Origin of the sequence: Streptococcus sp. HMSC078D09 (assembly GCF_001813675.1) — a bacterium.
GTDB lineage: Bacteria > Bacillota > Bacilli > Lactobacillales > Streptococcaceae > Streptococcus.
The window spans coordinates 122,000-141,660 of the sequence record NZ_KV813650.1; the positions used below are offsets into that span (position 1 = coordinate 122,000).

Genomic DNA, 19,661 nt, shown 5'->3' on the forward strand with positions numbered 1-19,661 from the left:
ATAAACAAATGAGGAGTTTACTATGGAATTGAAAGATTTTACAGAAAAAGAACAAGAACAAATCAAGCAAGGATTGAGTACGGCTGAGATTTCTGATAAGGAAGCGGCGAAGAAATTACTTGCTCTTGTCCCGCAAGAATGGATCAAACGTATTCCTTTCTTTGTCAGGGGGCATGCGACGACCAAGACAGTTGAGCGTGTAGCCAAGCAATACCCTGAACTCTATGCCGTGGCGAAACGTCAAGGGGACCTTCCTGAAAAAGAAGGAGAAGAGCTCCGTAAGATTATGACGGCCATCTTTGAAGAAAAGATGAACAAACACAAGATTAAATAATCTTATATAATACTTTGTTATTTTTTTATCACACAATTGAATGAGTGATTGCAGTTGAAATGCAGTCACTTTTTTATTTACTAGCATAGAGACTTTTACACTAATAAATAAAAATCAACAATATTTCATGATATAATGCTAATGAAAGCAGTTCCAGAGGGATGAAAGATTCCATTGAAGAAAAACAAGTAAAGGTAGTCATGATGAAAAAATTTGTTATAATTATTTTTTCGATTTTTGTATTGTTGATAGGAATGTTCGCTATTATGTATAATGGATATATTAAAGCTTATGAAGAAGCTCATAATCATTCGAGTTATTCATGGTTAAAAGAAACTTATCCTGTAGAAAAATACTCTACCTCAAGTGATGGAAATAAGGATGTTTTCGAATCATCAAAACAAGAATACTCTTCTTCAAGTGATAGAAAAAATAAGGAAGATTTAAAATCATTAATGAATATGTTTATGAAAGGACTATTTCCTCCAACTTTACTAGATCCAGATTATACATATGCATATGAAAAAGCTAAATCTTGGTCAAAAAAGCATTTATCGCAGCAGCAAATTAAAATTTATCTTACCAAGTATGACAGGTATTCAGAGGATGCTACTCAGTACGCTTTAAATAAGCTTAATGTAGACTGGAAAGAGCAAGCACTTTTAAAAGCAAAATATTATCAAGAGTTTCATTATTCAAAAGAAAAATTGGTTGAGCAACTTATAAATATTGAAAAATTTACTCAAGAAGAGGCTGATTATGCCATAGAACAAGGTCATTTCGATTGGAAAGAGGAAGCTGTGAAAAAAGCGGAATTTTATGCGAACAGTGGCAAGATTACGAAAGAAAGGTTATTACAAAAACTTGTTGAATATAGAAGATTTACTCAAGAAGAAGCGGAGTACGCAATAGAACATGCAAAAATAGATTGGTTGAATTAAACAATAATTTTAATTTTGATTTTTGTAACATATTAAAGAGCTGGACAGTCTGCCAGCTCTTTTTTGTTACTTATAAACTTTTCTCATTTCGTAAAAAATAGTTGGAGCAAAGCTAGTTTTAAACTATAATAGAGGAAAAGGATTATCGATATGAAAAATTTATAGAACAAACATTTTAATCAATAGAGAAGGAACCAGTTTATGAAACCATCTAAAAAATTCATGCTCCTTACTAGCTGTGCCTTGGCGATCTTTGCTTTAGCGGCTTGTAGTAGCAACCAAAAGCAATACAAGGAAAAGCAGGCAAGTTCCACTGTACAGAAATCTAGTTCAGATAAGGAGCGCTACAAGGGAAGCTACAGCAACCTCAACAGCAAAGCAAGTGTCGAAGAAGTGCGGAGTCTTTTGTCTGCTTATTTGGATAAGGACAGTGTAGACAAGTTTTTGGGTCTAGTAACGGATTACGATAGCATTGTTGGCTCGGTCGGCTTGACGGGTGACTTCAGCAAGTTTAAGAAAACAGACTACAATATTGAGAAGATCAGTGACTTGTGGACCAAGAAAAAGGGCGATTTCGTCGGGACCAACTGCCGGATCAATAGCTATACTCTTCTGAAGAATCGCATCGAGATTCCTAAGATGAAAGCGGATAGTGAACTTTTATTTGTGGACAATGATGCGATTGACAAAGGGAAGATCTTCGGTGAGGCAGACAAGGAAGCCTTTAACATTCTGTATTCACGGGTTCCGACAGAGGCGACAACGGATGTCAAGGTCCATGCCAAGAAGATGGAAGAGTATTTTTCTCACTTCAAGTTCAATGAAAATGCGCGCATGCTTTCTGTTATCGTTCATGATAACCTAGATGGAAATAGCCTTTTTGTCGGGCACGTCGGTGTCTTGGTTCCTTCTAAGGACGGCTATCTATTTGTCGAAAAGCTAACCTTCGAAGAGCCCTACCAAGCCATTAAGTTTGCGACCAAGGAAGATGTCTACAAATACTTGGAGACCAAGTACCAAGACTACACAGGCGAAGGTCTGGCTAAACCCTTTATCATGGATAATGAAAAATGGGTTGAGATGAAGTAGAGGATGAAAGACGGCGTGTTAGAATTTAGAAAGATAATGGAGTATGCTCCGATTCTATATGTGCTCATTTTCTTGCTCTTTTTCAGTCTTCTCCTTTTCCTGAGAAGAAGGGCAATCGTGAAACGTAGTGGAGGTCCCTACTTTGCCCCGTTCCATATTAGCCGTGGAATCTTCTATATCCATGTCGCTCTGTGTTTCAGTCGTCGCAGGATCCCACTGAAAGAGATCAAGCAAATCACCTATGCAATTTTTCGTGGACGATCTGGTGGTGGGGCTCGCTATGCTTTCTATATCGAGCTTAGAAACGGAAAGACTATTCCCTTCTTTTTTGGAAAAAGTAAGCGGAATGAAGCTCTGGTTGAGAAGCTCAAACGAAATGCAGGCAAGTATGGGTTTAAGGTAGATAGCGCTGGAAATTAATTGAAAGAAAAAGGAATCGCGAATGAGTAGAAAGCAAGCCCTATCCATGTATTTGATAGGGACCTATGGTCAAGTATTAGGAGTCAGCCTTCTGGTGTGGTTTTTAAGAGCAGGAGGAGTCAAGGTTGATTTTACATCACCAATGGGGATGATCGCTGTTGTTTTAGGTGGCTTGTCATCAGCTTTGTGGGGCAGTCTTGCAAGCATTAGTTACCATCAATCTAGTTTCAAACAAGTTCTAAAAGATTTTTTTCAAGTCAAAGACAGTTTGGCAAATTATTGTTTAGTGCTCTTTTTCTTGTTGCTTGACTTTTTCCCATTTATCTTAGGTGGTAAGATCACCACTCAATCGTTGGTCTTGCCAGTAGTACTCTTTTTTAAGGCTCTTCTTTTCGGTGGGATTGAAGAAATTGGCTGGCGTTATTTCTTTCAACCAACTTTGCAGGAAAAAATACCTTATTTTTCAGCTACTTTGATCACCTTTTTAGCTTGGTCTAGTTGGCATCTACTATACTTTTATATCGACGGTTCTTTAGCTGTCATTCATTTGTTTCCGTTTCTAGTAGGTCTGCTAACTAACTGCTTTATCTTATCGGCCTTGTATCATAAAACGCAAAATTTATGGCTCTGTGTCATGACCCATGCCTGTATCAATTCCTTGTCTCAGATTCTAGTGAATGAAGAGGTATGGCTATCTCTAGTCAGTAAAATTCTTATTATTAGTTTAGCAATTATGATTGCAAAAAAGAAGTATGTAACTGTAAAGGAGGAAAAATGAGCAAATTTATTTCAAAACAATCAGTCGCTATTTGGTATGCACTGACTGCCCTCCTTGCTACATTTCTAGTAGGGCAAGTGATCCTTTGGTTTTTCCCAGATGGGAGGAGTATGGGGGCCTCGCTACTGTTTATCCTAATGAACTTGATTCCCATGATTGTGGCGGCTGTTTTTTCTCTGGTGTTGAGTGAAGTCAACTCCTTGGGTGAATTTTTCAAAAAGGTCTTTCTTCAAAAAGAAAGTCCCCTATCCTGGATCCTAGCATTCTTCATCCCCGTCATTTATTATGGGATTTCCATCCTGCTCATGAATGTTCGCTTTACTGGGAACTCCCTCTTGGCCTTCTTCCTTTATTTCCCCTGGACATTATTATATGGCGGTCTAGAAGAAGTCGGTTGGCGTTGGTTTTTACAAGATCATCTTTCCTTTAGTAAGCACTTTATACCTAAAATGATGCTTCTTTCCATTGTCTGGTTCCTCTGGCATATTCCTATCTATCAACTCCCTTGGATTACAGCAGGTTCGTCCAACTATCTCATCTTTTACCTGATGATTTTAGGGAATACCTTCCTATTTGGAGCGCTCAAGGAGTACTCGAAAGGAGCTGTCCCTTGTATCCTCGCTCATATGCTAATTGATAGTCTGGCTGTCCTTATGCTGGTTCAGAGCTCTCTTTCTCAGATTATCCTTCTGGTTATTTTCGAAATCCTTGTATCCTATTGGCTAGTGGCTATACGAAAATTAGAGAAATAGAATTGTACCTCTTTTGGTGGGAGTCTGTCATCTTTAGCCTTTAGGACTTCAATGTAGAGTTCATAAAATGGTATAATCAGTTTAACGAAGATGCTAGATATAGGATCAAAGTATCAACACAGTGTTATTCTTATCTATAATGAGAGAGGGGGAAAACCATGCAAAAAACCTTTCAGTTGTTGCGAAGAGGAGATCTAGAGGCTATCCGTCAGATATTGGATAAAAAGCCTGAAGAAGTCAATGCTGTTTCGGGTGACAAACCTAAAAGAGATCAAGGACAGTCGCTCCTTCAAGTCGCTATTAAATCGGGACATTTAGATATTGCAGATTTACTCATTGATAGAGGGGCAGATCTTAACTTTATTGAAGAGCCGACAGAGCTGAATCCATTTTGTCAACCAGTCCTCCAAACAGCGGGTGGACGAGCTGTATTTGACTGCAGGCGCATGATCAAACGTTGGAATGGCCAATATGAGATGTATTCGTCTAAGGAAAAAGCTGACCAGTCTTTCAAGGTTTTTGAGAAAATGTTGGAACTTGGGGCTGATATCTCTCAGAATGACAGCCATGGTGGGACTTTGTTGCAAACTATTTTAATTGAAACCAAGGAAGTTCTGCCATCTTATTATTGGAAAACAAAAGAAACCAGCGATAATGTCCTCATAACGGATGAATTACGGCATGATTTAAATCGTATTTATGATCTATTGATTCGTTATGGTGTGACTGCGGACGAAATAGCGGTCTATCAGAACATTCCTCTAAAAGAACTTTACCAAGACAGTCCGACCATGGAGTTTTTAAATCGGTTAGATCAAAGCAAATCTTGATAAGCATTTGAACTACTAGTTAAAAGAGTCTCAGTGCTCTTTTAACTTTGTCTGATAGAGCTAGAAGCAGTAGAAAATGTTAGACCGGATTTTCTTAAAAAAATGGATACAAATCCATGATGAAATAGAGTATACTAGTTTATGAAAGAACAAGATTTTTAAGTATCGAATTCAGGAGGGCAGTTTATGTCTCAAGAAACTTTCATTATGGCGATTGACCAGGGAACCACTAGTTCGCGGGCTATCATTTTTAATAAAAAAGGCGAGCAAGTCAGCTCTAGTCAAAAGGAATTCACTCAAATTTTCCCGCAGGCTGGTTGGGTGGAGCACAATGCTAATGAGATTTGGAACTCGGTTCAGTCGGTGATTGCTGAGGTCTTTATTGAAAGTGGCATCAAGCCCAATCAAATCGAAGCAATCGGCATTACCAATCAACGGGAAACGACGGTTGTTTGGGATAAGAACACGGGGCTTCCTATTTACAATGCTATTGTCTGGCAATCTCGTCAAACTGCCCCACTAGCTGAAGAGCTCAAAAACAAAGGCTATGTAGAAACCTTCCACCAAAAGACAGGTTTGGTCATCGATGCCTACTTTTCAGCGACTAAAGTTCGTTGGATTTTGGACCATGTAGAAGGTGCGCAAGAAAGAGCTGAAAAAGGCGACTTACTCTTTGGTACCATTGATACTTGGCTGGTCTGGAAGCTGACGGATGGAGCTGCTCACGTGACAGACTATTCCAATGCTGCGCGGACTATGCTATACAATATCAAGGAACTGAAATGGGACGATGAAATCTTAGAAATTCTCAACATTCCTAAAGCCATGCTTCCTGAAGTGCGTTCAAACTCTGAAATCTATGGTAAGACAGCTCCTTTCCATTTCTACGGTGGACAAGTGCCGATTGCAGGGATGGCAGGAGACCAGCAGGCTGCTCTCTTTGGCCAATTGGCCTTTGAACCTGGGATGGTCAAAAATACTTATGGGACTGGATCTTTCATCATCATGAATACAGGTGAGGAGATGCAGTTATCAGAGAATAACTTGCTGACGACGATTGGTTATGGGATTAATGGTAAGGTCTACTATGCCCTTGAAGGATCTATCTTTATCGCTGGAAGTGCCATTCAATGGCTTCGTGACGGTCTGCGTATGATCGACAGTTCTCCTGAATCTGAGGCCTATGCTCTGAAGTCTCAGAACCAGGATGAAATCTATGTGGTTCCTGCCTTTACTGGTCTTGGAGCACCATATTGGAATCAAGAGGCGCGTGGTTCTGTCTTTGGGCTTACCAGGGGAACAACCAAGGAAGACTTTATCAAGGCAACCCTTCAATCCATTGCCTATCAAGTACGCGATATTATCGACACCATGCAGGTAGATGCCAAGACTCCTATCCCTGTCCTAAAAGTAGACGGAGGAGCAGCGAAAAATGATTACTTAATGCAGTTTCAGGCAGATATTCTTGGAATTTCGATTGCCCGCGCGAAAAACTTGGAAACAACGGCTTTAGGAGCAGCCTTCCTAGCAGGTCTGACCGTAGGCTATTGGAAGGACTTGGAAGAATTAAAATCTCTTCATGGAGCAGCTCAAATCTTTGAACCAAAGATGGATGAAGCTCGCAAAGAGAAATTGTACAAGGGGTGGAAGAAAGCAGTCAAAGCCACTCAAGTATTTGCGGAGTCCGATGACTAAAGGGACCCATCAAATGAATAGTTTATGAGAGAGAGTGGGACAGAAATCGGTAATTCGTTAGAATTCGATTTCGTCGTCCCACCTCCGCACAGTTGAGTAGGGCTGTAAAAGCTGATGAAATCAGCGTAGTAGAGCCCACTCAACCACTGCGTCTTGCTCAACAATCCAAAAATAATTGAGAGGCTAGGACTTTAGTCCCAACCTCATGTAGTTTTTACAGAATAGAACAGTTATCTGTTTTGGTTAAAAGCCATATTCTATTTCACTTATCACTAAATAAAAATATCATATAAATAAACTTTTTTTAAAAAATAACAGGCCAGAGTTTGACACTTTTTTCACAAAGGAGTATACTGTTAGCATAGTTTTGTCGGATATTTATAAAAGATCCCATCAAAACTAGTTGTCAACCCTTGCTGTTCTGATAGGAACGTTTGCTGGTATCATTGATACCAAGGAGGAATCATATGTCTAAAGTAGCTATTGTCACAGGTGCTGGTCAAGGAATTGGTTTTGCAATCGCAAAACGCTTGGTGCAAGATGGCTTTAAGGTTGGAGTATTGGACTACAATGCTGAAACAGCTGAAAAAGCAGTTGCTGAGTTGTCCGCAGAAAATGCTTTTGCAGTCGTTGCCGATGTATCAAAACAAGCAGAAGTGGCTGCAGCTTTCCAGAAAGTTGTTGACCATTTTGGAGATTTGAATGTTGTCGTGAACAATGCAGGTGTTGCGCCAACTACACCACTTGATACAATTACAGAAGAACAATTTACACGTACATTTGCTATTAACGTTGGTGGAGTGATTTGGGGTTCTCAAGCTGCACAAGCTCAATTCAAAGCGCTTGGCCATGGCGGAAAAATCATCAATGCAACTTCACAAGCAGGGGTTGTCGGAAATCCAAACTTGACTATTTATGGTGGGACCAAGTTTGCTGTTCGTGGGATTACGCAAACCTTGGCGCGTGACTTGGCAGATTCAGGAATCACTGTCAATGCTTATGCACCAGGTATCGTCAAGACTCCAATGATGTTTGACATTGCCCATGAAGTTGGTAAGAACGCAGGTAAAGATGACGAATGGGGTATGCAAACATTCGCTAAAGATATCACTTTGAAACGTCTTTCTGAACCAGAAGATGTAGCAGCGGCTGTCAGCTTCCTTGCTGGACCTGACTCAAACTACATCACAGGTCAAACCATTATCGTGGATGGTGGTATGCAATTCCATTAAGATGAAAAAAGAGGTTGGGATCAAACATCCTAACCTCTTCTTTTGTGCATTCACAATAGAGGAAACAGAGATCAAAAAAACCACTCCCGGAAGGGAAGTGGTTCTGTGTTGGTTCTTATTTGAGACCGTATTTTTTGTTGAAACGATCCACACGTCCATCTGCTTGAGTGAACTTTTGACGTCCAGTGTAGAATGGGTGTGAGTCTGATGAAATTTCAACACGGATCAATGGGTAAGTTTCACCTTCGAATTCAACTGTTTCGCTAGAGTACTTAGTTGAACCGCTGAGGAACTTGTAACCAGTAGTAGTGTCCATGAAGACAACAGGGCGATATTCTGGATGGATATCTTTTTTCATTTTGCAATATTTCCTTTCTGCCATGGTCTCTTTCCGAGCCATAGATTGTTACTAAGCTAGTGTACCAAATTTCCAGGATCTTGACAAGTATTTTCACTAATTTTATTTAAATTAATGATCAAAAAAATCACCCTGGCTAAGCCAAGGCGATGATGATCTTATTATTGTTCAGATTGATTTGGATCTTTTGGTGCTTCTACTGGTTGGTCAGCTTGTCCTTTAGTGTGTTCGTGTGATTCTTTTTTGATTTCATCTACAGCAGTTTTAACTGTAGAAGTTGTCACGCGTCCAACTGATTGGGCAAATCCTTTACCAGATTCAGCAAGTTCTTCGAATGTTCCTTTAGTGATTTTACCACCTGACATCGCCAAGAGACCAGTCACAACAATAGCGATGCTTGCAATCAAAGTAAGGATTAACCCAAAGCCGATTGAAACCAATCCACCTAACTCAGAGGTAAACTCACTTCCATTGAAGGTTGCAAGCAATGAAACCATTGTAGAAATAAAACCTGCAACAATGATGATAGTTGAAAAAGTTTTATTTAAAGGGGTATTGATGTTATTCAAGCAGGCAAGAACGATAGAGGCAATAGAAAGGACGATTACAATCCATCCGCTATTTTGGATTCCAGAAATGCTAATAACTCCAAAGACAGTGGTATACCATGGCAAGAAAGTACCAAGAATTGCTACCGCAGCAGAGATAATGATAAACAATCTATTTTTTTCCATAATAGGTCTCCTTAAAAATTGTATTAGCTTTATTTTACCATAAGAAAGATCAAATGAAAACCCCGTGACTAAGATAAAAAGGCTGAGAAACCGTTCTCAGCCTTCGTTCGTGCGAGCCACTTCTTGTAGCTCTTTGTAGATTTGGTCGTTTTCTTCAAGGGAGTAGGAGTTAGCTCCACTGGCTAGTGGATGGCCACCACCATTATGACGTTTGGCAATTTCGTTGATCACTTTTCGTTTGCTACGCATCCGGACACGGAAGTGACCGTCGGCCTGCTCGACAAAGATAGCCCAAACAGATACGGTATCAATGCGTCCAGGAGCTCCGACGATTGCAGCAGTCTCTGAATCACGTAGATCGAATTTCTTTAAGAGCTCTTGTGTCAAGGTAACACGCGCAGCGCCATGTTCATCGATCTCAAGATGGTCATAGACATAGCCTTGAAGCTTAGCGGTCTTGAGATTGATCGTATCCATTTGCCGAGCAAGTGCTGTAAAATCAAAGGGAATACTTCGAAGAAAGGCAGCAATCTCAAAAGTCCGAGTCGAAGTGGCAGGATAAAGGAAGCGACCTGTATCGCCGACAATTCCAGCATAGAGGAGACGAGCAGCACTTACAGGGAGTTCGAGACCCAATTCCTTGGCAAAAAGTACAATCAACTCGCTGGTTGAGCTAGACTCGGTATCGACCCAGAGCAGATCACCATAAGCATCGTCATTTGGATGGTGGTCAATCTTGATCAGGAAATTCCCTGTCGTATAGCGCTTGTCATCGATGCGGGGAGTATTGGCTGTGTCACAAACGATCACCAAAGCCCCCTCATAATCCTCATCCCTAACATCATCCATCTCAGAAAGCCAAGTCAAGGTCGGCTCATCATAGCCAGTCGCCAAGACCCGCTTTTGTGGGAAATGCGCACGGAGAAGGTCCCGCAAGCCCACTTGGCTACCAATCGCATCTGGATCCGGATTTTGGTGACGGTGGATAATAATCGTGTCATAAGCTTGAATCTTTTCAAGAATTTCATTCATTACGTTCATACATTACCTCATTTTCTCTGTCAATTTTAACATAAGAAAGGCCCATCCAGCAAGCATTTATCACTAATTAGGAGCTGTGGAAGCGGTTTTACAGAAGATCATTATTTTGGTAGAATGGATGAATATGATGAAAGAAATTAAACAATCAATTAAATGAAAACGAGGGTGATTAGGTTGAATCGGTCCAATTTCTTGAAAGGTGTCCCTTCTTTCACCTTATCGGGAAAGGTTTCGTGCAAAATGCTTGAAAAAGTGGTATAATACGGGAAATAGCTTTTGGGAGGAAATTATGACTGTAGCGAAGATTGTTTTTGCTAGTATGACTGGAAATACTGAAGAAATTGCGGATATCGTAGCGGACAAATTCCGTGATCTTGGTGTCGAAGTAGATGTGGATGAGTGTACAACTGTGGATGCGGAGGACTTCCTTGATGCGGATATCGCGGTAGTAGCGACTTATACTTACGGCGATGGAGAGCTTCCAGATGAGATCCAAGATTTCTACGAAGATTTGGCTGGCCTTGATCTCAAAGGCAAACTTTACGGTGTGGTAGGATCAGGTGATACCTTCTACGATGAATTCTGTAAAGCAGTTGATGATTTCGACCGTTGCTTCGCTGCGACTGGTGCTGAAAAAGGCTCTGAGTGTGTCAAAGTTGATTTGTCTGCAGAAGACGAAGACATTGAAAAATTAGAAGCCTTTGCAAAAGAACTCGTAGCAAAAGCAAATTAATGACAATGAGGCTGGATAGATGGATTACAGCCTCGATTTATATCCAAAATAAAGAGGAGACACATGGATTTAGATCAGATTCGTAAGGACATTGACCAGATCGATCAAGAGCTAGTAGCCTTGCTGGAAAGACGGATGGTCTGTGTTGGTCAGATTGTAGAATATAAGAAGCAGCAGGGCTTACCTGTGCTCGATCAAGGAAGGGAAAGAGAGGTACTTGAGAAAGTCGGCTCTCTCGTGACGGATGAGCAGTATCGGGCGACTATTCAAGCTCAGTTTCAAGATATGATGAAGCGCTCGAGAGACTTCCAAGAGGAGGTGAGGGCGCGTGACTAGTTTATCGATCAAGCAAAAAGCACAACAGTATGTGGTCCTAACAGGGATGGCGCTTTTCATTGGTCTCTTGGTCGGTGCCATTGATATGATTTTTGGTCAAGGTCTTCTCCTGATTGGAGATTTCCGAAGCCAGCATTGGCCCTTGATTCTTTTTCTGGCCTTAGCGGGGCTTGTCATCGTTTATCTCTATAAACGTTTTGGTGGCAAGGCTTCAAAAGGGATGGGCCTCATCTTTGATGTCGGACACGCGCGTGAGGAGAAAATCCCCTTGGTCTTGGTGCCTTTGATTATGCTGACGACCTGGATGAGCCATCTCTTTGGTGGTTCGGTCGGTCGGGAAGGTGTGGCGGTCCAGATCGGAGCGACCCTTTCGCATCGTTTTGCCCGTCATATCAAGATCCCGGATGCTTCTCGTATCTTTCTCATGACCGGGATGGCAGCTGGTTTTGCGGGGCTTTTTCAGACGCCGCTGGCTGCGACCTTCTTTGCCCTGGAAGTTCTGACAGTTGGAGAGTTGCAGTTGATGGCTCTCTATCCTGCCCTTATCGCCTCGATCGTGGCTAGCTTTACCTCTCATGCCCTTGGCTTAGAGAAATTTGCTGTGCCACTAAAAGAAACGCTAAGCTGGACACCAGAGACCTTGATCAAAGTTGCTCTTCTTGGCCTCGCTTTTGGACTCGCTGGGAAACTCTTTGCTGTTAGCCTTTCCTGGTTGAAGAAAACAGTCGCGAAAGTCCTGCCTAATCCTTATATCCGGATTGCCCTTATAGGGGCTGGACTTAGCTTGGTCCTCTTGACTCTCCAGCTGACCAAGGTCGGAACATACAGTGGACTTGGAACCAATCTGATTGATCTGGCTTTTCATCAGGGGAGTGCCCATAGTTATGACTGGATCTTGAAGCTCCTCTTTACCGTGGTGACCATCTCTGCGGGATACCAAGGAGGAGAAGTGACCCCGCTCTTTGCGATCGGAGCTACGCTTGGAGTCTTTCTTGCTCCTATGCTGGGCTTACCAGTCTTAGTCGTGGCTGCTATCGGTTATGCCAGTGTCTTTGGCAGTGCGACCACGACCTTGCTCGCACCGATCTTGATCGGAGGTGAAGTCTTTGGTTATGCCAATCTTCCTTTCTTTGTAATCGCCTGTGCCATCGCCTATTGCCTGCCAAAAGAGTGGAGCATTTATTCCGGTCAAAAAGTTGCGAAAAAGTAGAGAAAAGAGCTTTACAAACCTGAAATTATCTGATATGATAGTTTCTGTGCGTAATGGAAGCACAAAAATACAGTTTATCCGCTGAGGGAGGTCCCTCAAGATTGACGAAGATAGGAGAATAAAATGAATCCATTAATCCAAAGCTTGACTGAAGGTCAACTTCGTACTGATATCCCTGCATTCCGTCCTGGTGACACTGTTCGTGTACACGCGAAAGTTGTCGAAGGATCTCGTGAACGTATCCAGATCTTTGAAGGCGTTGTTATCGCTCGTAAAGGTCAAGGACACACTGAAATGTACACTGTTCGTAAAATCTCTAACGGTGTCGGTGTTGAACGTACATTCCCAGTACACACTCCACGTGTAGAAAAGATTGAAGTTGTACGTTACGGTAAAGTACGTCGTGCGAAATTGTACTACCTTCGTGCATTGCAAGGTAAAGCAGCTCGTATTAAAGAAATCCGTCGTTAAGACGAACAAGGAGGCGGGAGTGATCTCGCTTCTTTTTTTATAGGTCCCCTTAGTTCAATGGATATAACAACTCCCTCCTAAGGAGTAGTTGCTGGTTCGATTCCGGCAGGGGACATAAGGAAAAAGGGAACTCGTACATGCGAGTTCCTTTTTGTGTGTAAGAATGAAGTTAAAAATAGATGGAATATCTCCATATAATGAATTGATTTTTGAGGAAGGAAGGAGTAAAATGTAGTTAATATAATGACTGATTAGGAGTTTTATTATGAATGGTTTAGTTTTGGGTTTATTTACCCTGGAATAGTCCTTTACAATGTTTGTATATTACTCTTTAATTACACATGTATATGATATAATTAACTTATAAAACTTAGTTTATCTGAGAAGAAACAGGGAGTAATTTATGAAACAAGAATTAGAGGAACTGCTTTCACAACATAAAAATTTTTTAGTTGAAGGTGTTTTAAACAAAAACAAATTGGCTGAGTTGGCTCGTCGATATGATCCAGAACTCTTAAATGTTTTGATGGAGGATGAGAAAGTAGCCAGTCATTTCTTTTCAACATTAGAAACAGGCATCCAAATATTTAAGAAGGATGTTTTTTTGCAGTTTCTTAATAATAAAGAGTTCTTACCAGATAGTTTCACAGCGTATAAGACAAAAATTGGCTTAGCAACCGAGAATGGACAGTATTTATCTGAAAACAAAAACGTAGTATTGAATTTTCCCTACAAAGACTGTGTACTTGAAGGGGGACAAACAAAGGAGGATTCTAAACGTCAAGAAATATTCTTCAATGAAACGCTCGCACCTACAGAAATTAATCGCTTATTAGATGATAAAGTATTTACAAATTTTAAGAGATTTGATAAAGATGGAGAACATGAGGTTGAAGATATAAATGATACTGACAACCTAATAGTCAAAGGAAATAATTTAATTGCCCTACATAGTTTAAAAAAACGATTTAAAGGTTTGATTAAAGTTATTTATATTGATGTCCCCTATTATTTTAAAAAGAATGTGGGCGATTCTTTCCAATATAATTCAAATTTTAAAATGTCTACATGGCTTACATTTATAAAAAACCGTTTAGAAATTGCTAAAGAGCTACTTAGGGAAGATGGTTCGATTTGGATTCATACGGGTGAAGATGGAATGCACTATCTGAAAGTTTTATGTGATTCAATATTTACTCCTAAAAATTTTGTCGGCACAATACCACGTAAAACTAGAGATGGAAAATCTGATGTTCCATTCAATTTTTCTCAAGACTTTGATTGGATTTTAGTTTATACAAAGGGAAATGAAGAAGATTCAATTGTTGGACGAGAAGTCACCCGAAAATATTATGAAACTCCAGATTTTCCCAATCGTCCTTGGCGAACAGCTGATTTGACAAGTCAAAGAACAATTATTGAACGTCCTAATTCGAATTTTACAATGATTAATCCAAAAACTGGAAAAGAGTATCCTGTTAATCCAAAGAGATCTTGGGCTGTTACAAAAGATTCATTTGAGGAATGGTATAGTAAAGGAGGGATTGGGTTCCCAGATGATTATAGTTTTATGAAAGGTAATAGGCCATTCAGGAGAGTATTCAAAGATGAAGATTTAGACAAAGAAAAGCCTACATATGTAAGTAGCGATACCTTGCTCAAAGATTTTATATCTGATTTGTTATCAAAAACAAAAAATAAAAATGGCAATGATGAAATTACTAAATTATTTAGTAGAGATGATTTTTCATATGCAAAACCTGAAAAATTAATAGAGGATATTCTAAAAATTTCCTCTAAAGAAAATGACATAGTTTTAGATTTCTTTCTTGGTTCAGGTACAACGGCAGCGGTAGCTCATAAAATGAATCGTCAATATATAGGGATTGAACAAATGGAATATATTGAATCTGTATCAGTTGAACGATTGAAAAAAGTAATCGCTGGTGAACAGGGAGGGATTTCTAAAGATTTGAACTGGACTGGTGGAGGTTCATTTGTTTATTGTGAATTAAAAAATGATGCACAAAAATTTAAAGATGCAATCATCCATGTGGCTTCAACTGATCAACTTTTAACTCTATTTGAACAAGCCAAGAAATCATCATTCCTTTCATACCGTGTCGATCCTAAAAAATTAAGAAAGCAAGATTTTGAGAAATTATCATTAGCAGAACAAAAACAAATATTGTCTGAAATCATTGATAATAATAACCTGTATGTGAATTATAGTGATATAGATGATGGAGATTATCAAGTTTCAGAGCAGGATAAGAAATTGAATAGATATTTCTATGGGAAGGAGAATTAGGTCATGACGTTTATTTATGAAACTTACGACACTGTAAGTCAGTCTGGCTTTATTGATTTTCGCGAAACTATCCCAAGTTACATCATTCAAAATCTAAAGTATCCATTACGCCCTTATCAAGAAGAAGCAATTGGTCGATATTTGTATTACAAAACTGATAAAAATCGTACCGTTCCAGAGCAGGTTCTTTATAATATGGCAACAGGTTCAGGAAAGACGCTCTTAATGGCTGCTGTAATCCTTGAAAAATATAAGCAAGGTGAACGTAATTTTATCTTTTTTGTCAATAATGACAATATTTTGACGAAAACAAGAGATAACTTTTTAGAAAACAGTTCAGGAAAGTATCTTTTCACTGACAAAATCGTTATCGACAATCAAAATGTAAACATACGAGAAGTTACAGATTTCTCTGATAGTCGTGATGATAGCATTAATATTGTGTTTACGACCATTCAGAAACTTCACCTAGATCTCAGTACTCCTCGTGAAAATAGGTTATCCTATGAACAATTTAAAGATATTTCAGTTGTGATGCTAGCTGATGAAGCACATCATTTGAATGCTGGACTGAGTAAATCTGAAAAAGATGATAATACTAGTTGGACTAACACGATTGAAACAATCCAGAAAACTGCTCAAAAATCGAGTATTTTTGAATTTACAGCAACGATTGATTTATCCAATCCTACATTGGCTCAAAAGTACGAAAAATCTTTGTTGTTCAAGTATGATTTGAAGGAATTTCGACTAGATAAATATTCGAAAGATGTTCTCTTCCATTTAGTTGATGGAAGTGTGAATAACCGTATGTTACAGGCAATTTTGATTAGTCAATTCCGAAAAAAGATTGCCTTAAAAAACGGCATCAATCTAAAGCCATTAGTAATGTTTAAATCCCAAAAGATTTCTGAGAGTGAAGGTAACTTACATTCATTTTTAGAGCTTTTAAATCGTTTAACGGTGGAAGATATTCAGAATCAACGAACATTAGTCTCTGAAACGGAAGAACAAAATAATATTTTAAAGAAAGCACTTGAGTATTTTGAGTCAGCAGGAATTTCTGACACTGACTTGATTTCAGAACTCCAAGAAGACTTCCGACAAGAACGTTTACTTCTAGTAGATGGAAAGAATAAGAATAAAAATAGTCTGTCTTTATTAAACACTTTAGAGCAACCTGAAAATGAGATACGTGCCATTTTTGCGGTCGATATGTTGAATGAAGGTTGGGATGTTTTGAATCTTTTTGATATTGTCAGACTGTATGATATCCGTGATGGTAAGACAACAAAAACTGGATTTGTAGCAGGTAAGACAACAAACACAGAAAAACAACTTATTGGTCGTGGAGCACGTTACTATCCCTTTGTGATTGGAAATAACGTAGAAGAAAAATATACTCGTAAGTTTGATGAAAATGAGAACAATGAACTTCGTGTGATCGAACAACTGCATTATCATTCTGCTAACAATCCACGTTATATTTCTGAGTTGAAGCAAGTTTTACGTGAATCAGGTATTTATGATGATCAAGAATTGGAAGAGCGGCAACTTAAATTGAAAGAATCATTCAAGAAAACTCGTACCTATACAGATGGAGTTGTATGGATGAATAAACGTCTATCGTATCAAGAATTAGCTGAGGGTCGTCAAGAAAGTCTTTTTGATACATCATTTATTCCAAAATCTTTTGATGTTGTATTACCAAGTCAAGGAGTTCATGATATAGACGCATTTGATGAGTCGCTCTATATTTCTGAACCTCTGGCTTCAGTCAGTTTTAAATTTGGTAGAGAAATTGGAAACAATATTGTACGAGCAGCAATAAACCGAAATAAGAACTTCACCTTTGATAATCTTCAAAAAGCCTTTTTAGGACTAGGAAGTGTTTCAGGATTCATTACGATGCTCTCTGATATAGATGTACGAGTTGAAAGTCAGCATAAGCTTGTTTCAGATTTAACACAGGCAGATAAACTTTATATTACTGAACAATTACTGCACCATATTGAGAAGGATTTGATCTCGAAAGAGGAAAGATTCTTTGGTTCAGATACCTTTGAAAAATATCAAATTAAAGATTTGTTTGAGGATAACATTCTTAGGAAATATACTATTAAGAAGAATAGTCAAGCTGAATTTGGATTATCACAAAAGAATCCAGCTGAGACAAATTACTATGAAGACCTTGATAGTTTTGATTGGTACGCATATGATGATAACTTTGGTACCGATGAAGAAAAATTACTTGTCCGTTTATTAAAAGATCTAATGTCAGAGTTAGAAGAAAAATGGACAGATATTTATCTTCTTAGAAATGAAAAAGCTGTGAGAATTTATAGTTTTGATAAAGGGAAACCATTTGAACCAGATTTTCTAATGTTTGCAAATGATAAGAAGACTGGTAATGTTTCATGGCAGATTTTCATAGAACCCAAAGGAAGTCAGTTCTTGGATGCAGAAGGTACGTTTGTAAACGGTAAAGAAGGTTGGAAGGAAGAGTTTTTGCGTCAAATTTCTGAGCGAGATGAAGCGAAAACTCTCATAGATGATGATCGGTACCGAATTGTTGGTTTACCATTCTTTAACGAAGAAGTAAGTAAGGATGAAGTTAGGGAAGGATTGAGAGAATTATAAAAACATTGAACACTGGTATAACACAAATAGGGGATAGTTTGGAGATGAAATTATGATGAATTTTTTAAGAAAAGTTTTTATTACTGAACCAATGAAATGGAATTATAGACTAACTATAGTATTTAGCGTAATTTCTGTACTTTATACCTTTATAAATTCTAATAATTATGCCTTTAATTTTTTGTATATTTCTTTTGTTATTTATTTCATTTATAGAGGTTATTCTAACAATAATTTAGGATCTATAAAGGCACAATTAGACAACATTTCTAAATTAAAATTTAAAAATTTGTGTCTCGTTTTTTTCTATATAGTGTATTATCTTATTATTATTTTTATAATATTAGACCTATCGAAAAATATATCCCCTTTTTTTAAATTAGTTATTTTCGATAACAATGTTTTTGATTACAATATTTTAAATTATTTTTGGTTAGTGATATTAATTTATCTATTGTTGTCACAAATAATGTTTGTTTTATTTAATATTTCTTTACCAATAATAATATTGCTTGTTTTTTTCCCAATTTTATTATTTTCAACAATAGGTATACAAAATGGACTATTAAATTGGCCATTTATTGCATTATTAATGGGTATAGTTACAAACCAATTAATTAGTCCTGATATGATATTTTTTTTAACACAAACTGATAGAAAAAGATTTAGGAATAATGAATTATCAGAAATAAGAATAAAAAAGATTAAGTATGCTGTAATTTTATATATACCTTTTCTATATGTTTCTTTAACAATTTCTGAAAATTTAGTATCATACGATACGTTTTGTTATTTTGTAAATTTGATAACTTCGTCTCATTTAGATAAACAATCTATTAGTAACTCATTTCAATTTTTATTGTTATCAGGAACATTAAAAATAGTGATAACAATAATAATATCAGTTGTATTCTTACAGTATAAAGATGTGTTTTTGAAATATATTTCTAAACAATTGTTCCTAGGTTCAAAACGTGATTGTACTTTGAATTATGGTAAATATGTAGAAATAAAAAATGTATTATCTAAAACATTCAAAAGACAGTGGAAATCCTGTGATGGACACTATTTCTATATTACAAGACATGATATAACAGAATGGAAGAATAAGAAAAAATTATTCTCTACTAAAATTCCTATTCAGGGTTTTAATCAGAATATTATTGATAATAAAAGGTCATTCAAAGTTATCTCTAGAGATATTTTTAAACTTGAAAATGTATATTATGTTAATGAAGAATCCGGTTTGATAAAAAAGATAACTAGTTCGCAGCAACAGGAAGTCAAAAGTATATTAAAAGAAAATGATCATTCAATTATGTGGCTACCTTTTTACTTTGTGTTATTAATAGGAATTTTTTGTATGTATTTAAATTTTAATATGAATTATATGGGGAGAGGAACGTATTATTTAACATATTACGGTGAAAAGAATATTATTAATAAATCGGAAAAAATATTCTTTAAAGATGATAAAATTACTATAGAACAAACTAGAACCATATATTATAATTCATCTCAGACTATAGGGAATAGTTTTAAGAAAAGATATAATTATCATTATGATAAAGTAGGTATGTTTTTTAAAAATAGCGAAGGTAAGTATTCCGGTGAATTTAATTCAAATCCTGATACTATAGTCATACAAGATTTGGGGAAATTTAAGCATTATTACATTAGAAAATAGAATTAAATGAAATTAACCATATATTTTATAATATAATTATTTTATAATTTATAGGTTAAAAATAACTAA

Annotated in this window: 19 protein-coding genes and 1 tRNA gene; 17 read left to right on the plus strand and 3 right to left on the minus strand. The window is 37.6% G+C overall.

Features of this window, described 5'->3' with window-relative positions; translation table 11 throughout:
* The first annotated feature begins 22 nt into the window (after positions 1-22).
* The 9 genes from HMPREF2926_RS00615 to HMPREF2926_RS00655 all read left to right on the plus strand — a co-directional run bounded on the left by HMPREF2926_RS00615 (position 23) and on the right by HMPREF2926_RS00655 (position 8,071).
* A complete protein-coding gene (locus HMPREF2926_RS00615) occupies positions 23-334 on the plus strand; it encodes a hypothetical protein (protein ID WP_003006843.1) in 312 nt (103 codons plus the stop codon).
* 161 nt (positions 335-495) lie between these two features.
* Positions 496-1,275 (plus strand): Ltp family lipoprotein, encoded by a 780-nt coding sequence (locus HMPREF2926_RS00620; RefSeq protein WP_256262996.1) that lies wholly within the window; start codon positions 496-498, stop codon positions 1,273-1,275.
* Between the two features lie 201 nt (positions 1,276-1,476).
* Positions 1,477-2,364 carry a DUF4300 family protein gene (locus tag HMPREF2926_RS00625; protein ID WP_070586123.1) on the plus strand — a complete coding sequence of 296 codons (888 nt, stop codon included), beginning with the start codon at positions 1,477-1,479 and terminating at the stop codon, positions 2,362-2,364.
* Positions 2,365-2,367: 3 nt separating this feature from the next.
* The gene (locus HMPREF2926_RS00630; RefSeq protein WP_070586124.1) at positions 2,368-2,784 is read left to right on the plus strand and encodes a hypothetical protein; all 417 of its coding nucleotides are present in this window, start codon (positions 2,368-2,370) and stop codon (positions 2,782-2,784) included.
* Between the two features lie 22 nt (positions 2,785-2,806).
* The gene (locus HMPREF2926_RS00635; RefSeq protein WP_070586125.1) at positions 2,807-3,562 is read left to right on the plus strand and encodes a CPBP family intramembrane glutamic endopeptidase; all 756 of its coding nucleotides are present in this window, start codon (positions 2,807-2,809) and stop codon (positions 3,560-3,562) included.
* Positions 3,559-4,314, plus strand: a complete 756-nt coding sequence (locus tag HMPREF2926_RS00640) for a CPBP family glutamic-type intramembrane protease (protein ID WP_070586126.1) — start codon at positions 3,559-3,561, stop codon at positions 4,312-4,314. The genes HMPREF2926_RS00635 and HMPREF2926_RS00640 overlap by 4 nt, the downstream gene beginning before the upstream one ends.
* Positions 4,315-4,472: 158 nt before the next feature.
* A complete protein-coding gene (locus HMPREF2926_RS00645) occupies positions 4,473-5,144 on the plus strand; it encodes an ankyrin repeat domain-containing protein (RefSeq protein ID WP_070586127.1) in 672 nt (223 codons plus the stop codon).
* Positions 5,145-5,330: 186 nt separating this feature from the next.
* On the plus strand, positions 5,331-6,839 hold the full coding sequence (gene glpK / locus HMPREF2926_RS00650; protein ID WP_070586128.1) for a glycerol kinase GlpK: 1,509 nt from the start codon (positions 5,331-5,333) through the stop codon (positions 6,837-6,839).
* 467 nt (positions 6,840-7,306) lie between these two features.
* Positions 7,307-8,071 carry a (S)-acetoin forming diacetyl reductase gene (locus tag HMPREF2926_RS00655; RefSeq protein WP_070586129.1) on the plus strand — a complete coding sequence of 255 codons (765 nt, stop codon included), beginning with the start codon at positions 7,307-7,309 and terminating at the stop codon, positions 8,069-8,071.
* Positions 8,072-8,186: 115 nt separating this feature from the next.
* Here HMPREF2926_RS00655 and HMPREF2926_RS00660 read toward each other — a convergent pair whose 3' ends face one another.
* The 3 genes from HMPREF2926_RS00660 to HMPREF2926_RS00670 all read right to left on the minus strand — a co-directional run bounded on the left by HMPREF2926_RS00660 (position 8,187) and on the right by HMPREF2926_RS00670 (position 10,204).
* Positions 8,187-8,429: a type B 50S ribosomal protein L31 gene (locus tag HMPREF2926_RS00660; protein WP_003016441.1), complete on the minus strand. Its 243-nt coding sequence runs from the start codon at positions 8,427-8,429 to the stop codon at positions 8,187-8,189.
* Between the two features lie 161 nt (positions 8,430-8,590).
* The gene (locus HMPREF2926_RS00665; protein ID WP_049485845.1) at positions 8,591-9,163 is read right to left on the minus strand and encodes a hypothetical protein; all 573 of its coding nucleotides are present in this window, start codon (positions 9,161-9,163) and stop codon (positions 8,591-8,593) included.
* Between the two features lie 96 nt (positions 9,164-9,259).
* Positions 9,260-10,204, minus strand: a complete 945-nt coding sequence (locus HMPREF2926_RS00670) for a DHH family phosphoesterase (protein ID WP_070586130.1) — start codon at positions 10,202-10,204, stop codon at positions 9,260-9,262.
* A gap of 289 nt (positions 10,205-10,493) precedes the next feature.
* On the opposite strand from HMPREF2926_RS00670, the gene HMPREF2926_RS00675 reads away from it, so the two are divergent.
* The 8 genes from HMPREF2926_RS00675 to HMPREF2926_RS00710 all read left to right on the plus strand — a co-directional run bounded on the left by HMPREF2926_RS00675 (position 10,494) and on the right by HMPREF2926_RS00710 (position 19,592).
* On the plus strand, positions 10,494-10,937 hold the full coding sequence (locus tag HMPREF2926_RS00675; protein ID WP_070586131.1) for a flavodoxin: 444 nt from the start codon (positions 10,494-10,496) through the stop codon (positions 10,935-10,937).
* Between the two features lie 63 nt (positions 10,938-11,000).
* Positions 11,001-11,273: a chorismate mutase gene (locus tag HMPREF2926_RS00680; protein ID WP_014713229.1), complete on the plus strand. Its 273-nt coding sequence runs from the start codon at positions 11,001-11,003 to the stop codon at positions 11,271-11,273.
* Between the two features lie 46 nt (positions 11,274-11,319).
* Positions 11,320-12,483 carry a chloride channel protein gene (locus HMPREF2926_RS00685; protein ID WP_176745527.1) on the plus strand — a complete coding sequence of 388 codons (1,164 nt, stop codon included), beginning with the start codon at positions 11,320-11,322 and terminating at the stop codon, positions 12,481-12,483.
* A gap of 123 nt (positions 12,484-12,606) precedes the next feature.
* The gene (gene rplS, locus HMPREF2926_RS00690) at positions 12,607-12,954 is read left to right on the plus strand and encodes a 50S ribosomal protein L19 (protein WP_003003254.1); all 348 of its coding nucleotides are present in this window, start codon (positions 12,607-12,609) and stop codon (positions 12,952-12,954) included.
* Positions 12,955-12,997: 43 nt separating this feature from the next.
* Positions 12,998-13,069, plus strand: a tRNA-Arg gene (locus tag HMPREF2926_RS00695).
* Positions 13,070-13,357: 288 nt separating this feature from the next.
* On the plus strand, positions 13,358-15,265 hold the full coding sequence (locus HMPREF2926_RS00700; RefSeq protein WP_070586133.1) for a site-specific DNA-methyltransferase: 1,908 nt from the start codon (positions 13,358-13,360) through the stop codon (positions 15,263-15,265).
* Positions 15,266-15,268: 3 nt separating this feature from the next.
* Positions 15,269-17,905 (plus strand): DEAD/DEAH box helicase family protein, encoded by a 2,637-nt coding sequence (locus tag HMPREF2926_RS00705; protein WP_070586134.1) that lies wholly within the window; start codon positions 15,269-15,271, stop codon positions 17,903-17,905.
* Positions 17,906-17,957: 52 nt separating this feature from the next.
* The gene (locus tag HMPREF2926_RS00710; RefSeq protein WP_070586135.1) at positions 17,958-19,592 is read left to right on the plus strand and encodes a hypothetical protein; all 1,635 of its coding nucleotides are present in this window, start codon (positions 17,958-17,960) and stop codon (positions 19,590-19,592) included.
* The last annotated feature ends 69 nt before the right edge of the window (positions 19,593-19,661 follow it).

Coding starts and splice junctions, on each gene's coding strand:
- HMPREF2926_RS00705 (WP_070586134.1), top strand. CDS start 15,269: ATGACGTTTATTTATGAAACTTACGACACTGTAAGTCAGTCTGGCTTT.
- HMPREF2926_RS00665 (WP_049485845.1), bottom strand. CDS start 9,163: ATGGAAAAAAATAGATTGTTTATCATTATCTCTGCTGCGGTAGCAATT.
- HMPREF2926_RS00675 (WP_070586131.1), top strand. CDS start 10,494: ATGACTGTAGCGAAGATTGTTTTTGCTAGTATGACTGGAAATACTGAA.
- HMPREF2926_RS00670 (WP_070586130.1), bottom strand. CDS start 10,204: ATGAACGTAATGAATGAAATTCTTGAAAAGATTCAAGCTTATGACACG.
- HMPREF2926_RS00655 (WP_070586129.1), top strand. CDS start 7,307: ATGTCTAAAGTAGCTATTGTCACAGGTGCTGGTCAAGGAATTGGTTTT.
- rplS (WP_003003254.1), top strand. CDS start 12,607: ATGAATCCATTAATCCAAAGCTTGACTGAAGGTCAACTTCGTACTGAT.
- HMPREF2926_RS00640 (WP_070586126.1), top strand. CDS start 3,559: ATGAGCAAATTTATTTCAAAACAATCAGTCGCTATTTGGTATGCACTG.
- glpK (WP_070586128.1), top strand. CDS start 5,331: ATGTCTCAAGAAACTTTCATTATGGCGATTGACCAGGGAACCACTAGT.
- HMPREF2926_RS00625 (WP_070586123.1), top strand. CDS start 1,477: ATGAAACCATCTAAAAAATTCATGCTCCTTACTAGCTGTGCCTTGGCG.
- HMPREF2926_RS00710 (WP_070586135.1), top strand. CDS start 17,958: ATGATGAATTTTTTAAGAAAAGTTTTTATTACTGAACCAATGAAATGG.
- HMPREF2926_RS00685 (WP_176745527.1), top strand. CDS start 11,320: ATGGCGCTTTTCATTGGTCTCTTGGTCGGTGCCATTGATATGATTTTT.
- HMPREF2926_RS00620 (WP_256262996.1), top strand. CDS start 496: ATGAAAGATTCCATTGAAGAAAAACAAGTAAAGGTAGTCATGATGAAA.
- HMPREF2926_RS00700 (WP_070586133.1), top strand. CDS start 13,358: ATGAAACAAGAATTAGAGGAACTGCTTTCACAACATAAAAATTTTTTA.
- HMPREF2926_RS00630 (WP_070586124.1), top strand. CDS start 2,368: ATGAAAGACGGCGTGTTAGAATTTAGAAAGATAATGGAGTATGCTCCG.
- HMPREF2926_RS00645 (WP_070586127.1), top strand. CDS start 4,473: ATGCAAAAAACCTTTCAGTTGTTGCGAAGAGGAGATCTAGAGGCTATC.
- HMPREF2926_RS00680 (WP_014713229.1), top strand. CDS start 11,001: ATGGATTTAGATCAGATTCGTAAGGACATTGACCAGATCGATCAAGAG.
- HMPREF2926_RS00635 (WP_070586125.1), top strand. CDS start 2,807: ATGAGTAGAAAGCAAGCCCTATCCATGTATTTGATAGGGACCTATGGT.
- HMPREF2926_RS00615 (WP_003006843.1), top strand. CDS start 23: ATGGAATTGAAAGATTTTACAGAAAAAGAACAAGAACAAATCAAGCAA.
- HMPREF2926_RS00660 (WP_003016441.1), bottom strand. CDS start 8,429: ATGAAAAAAGATATCCATCCAGAATATCGCCCTGTTGTCTTCATGGAC.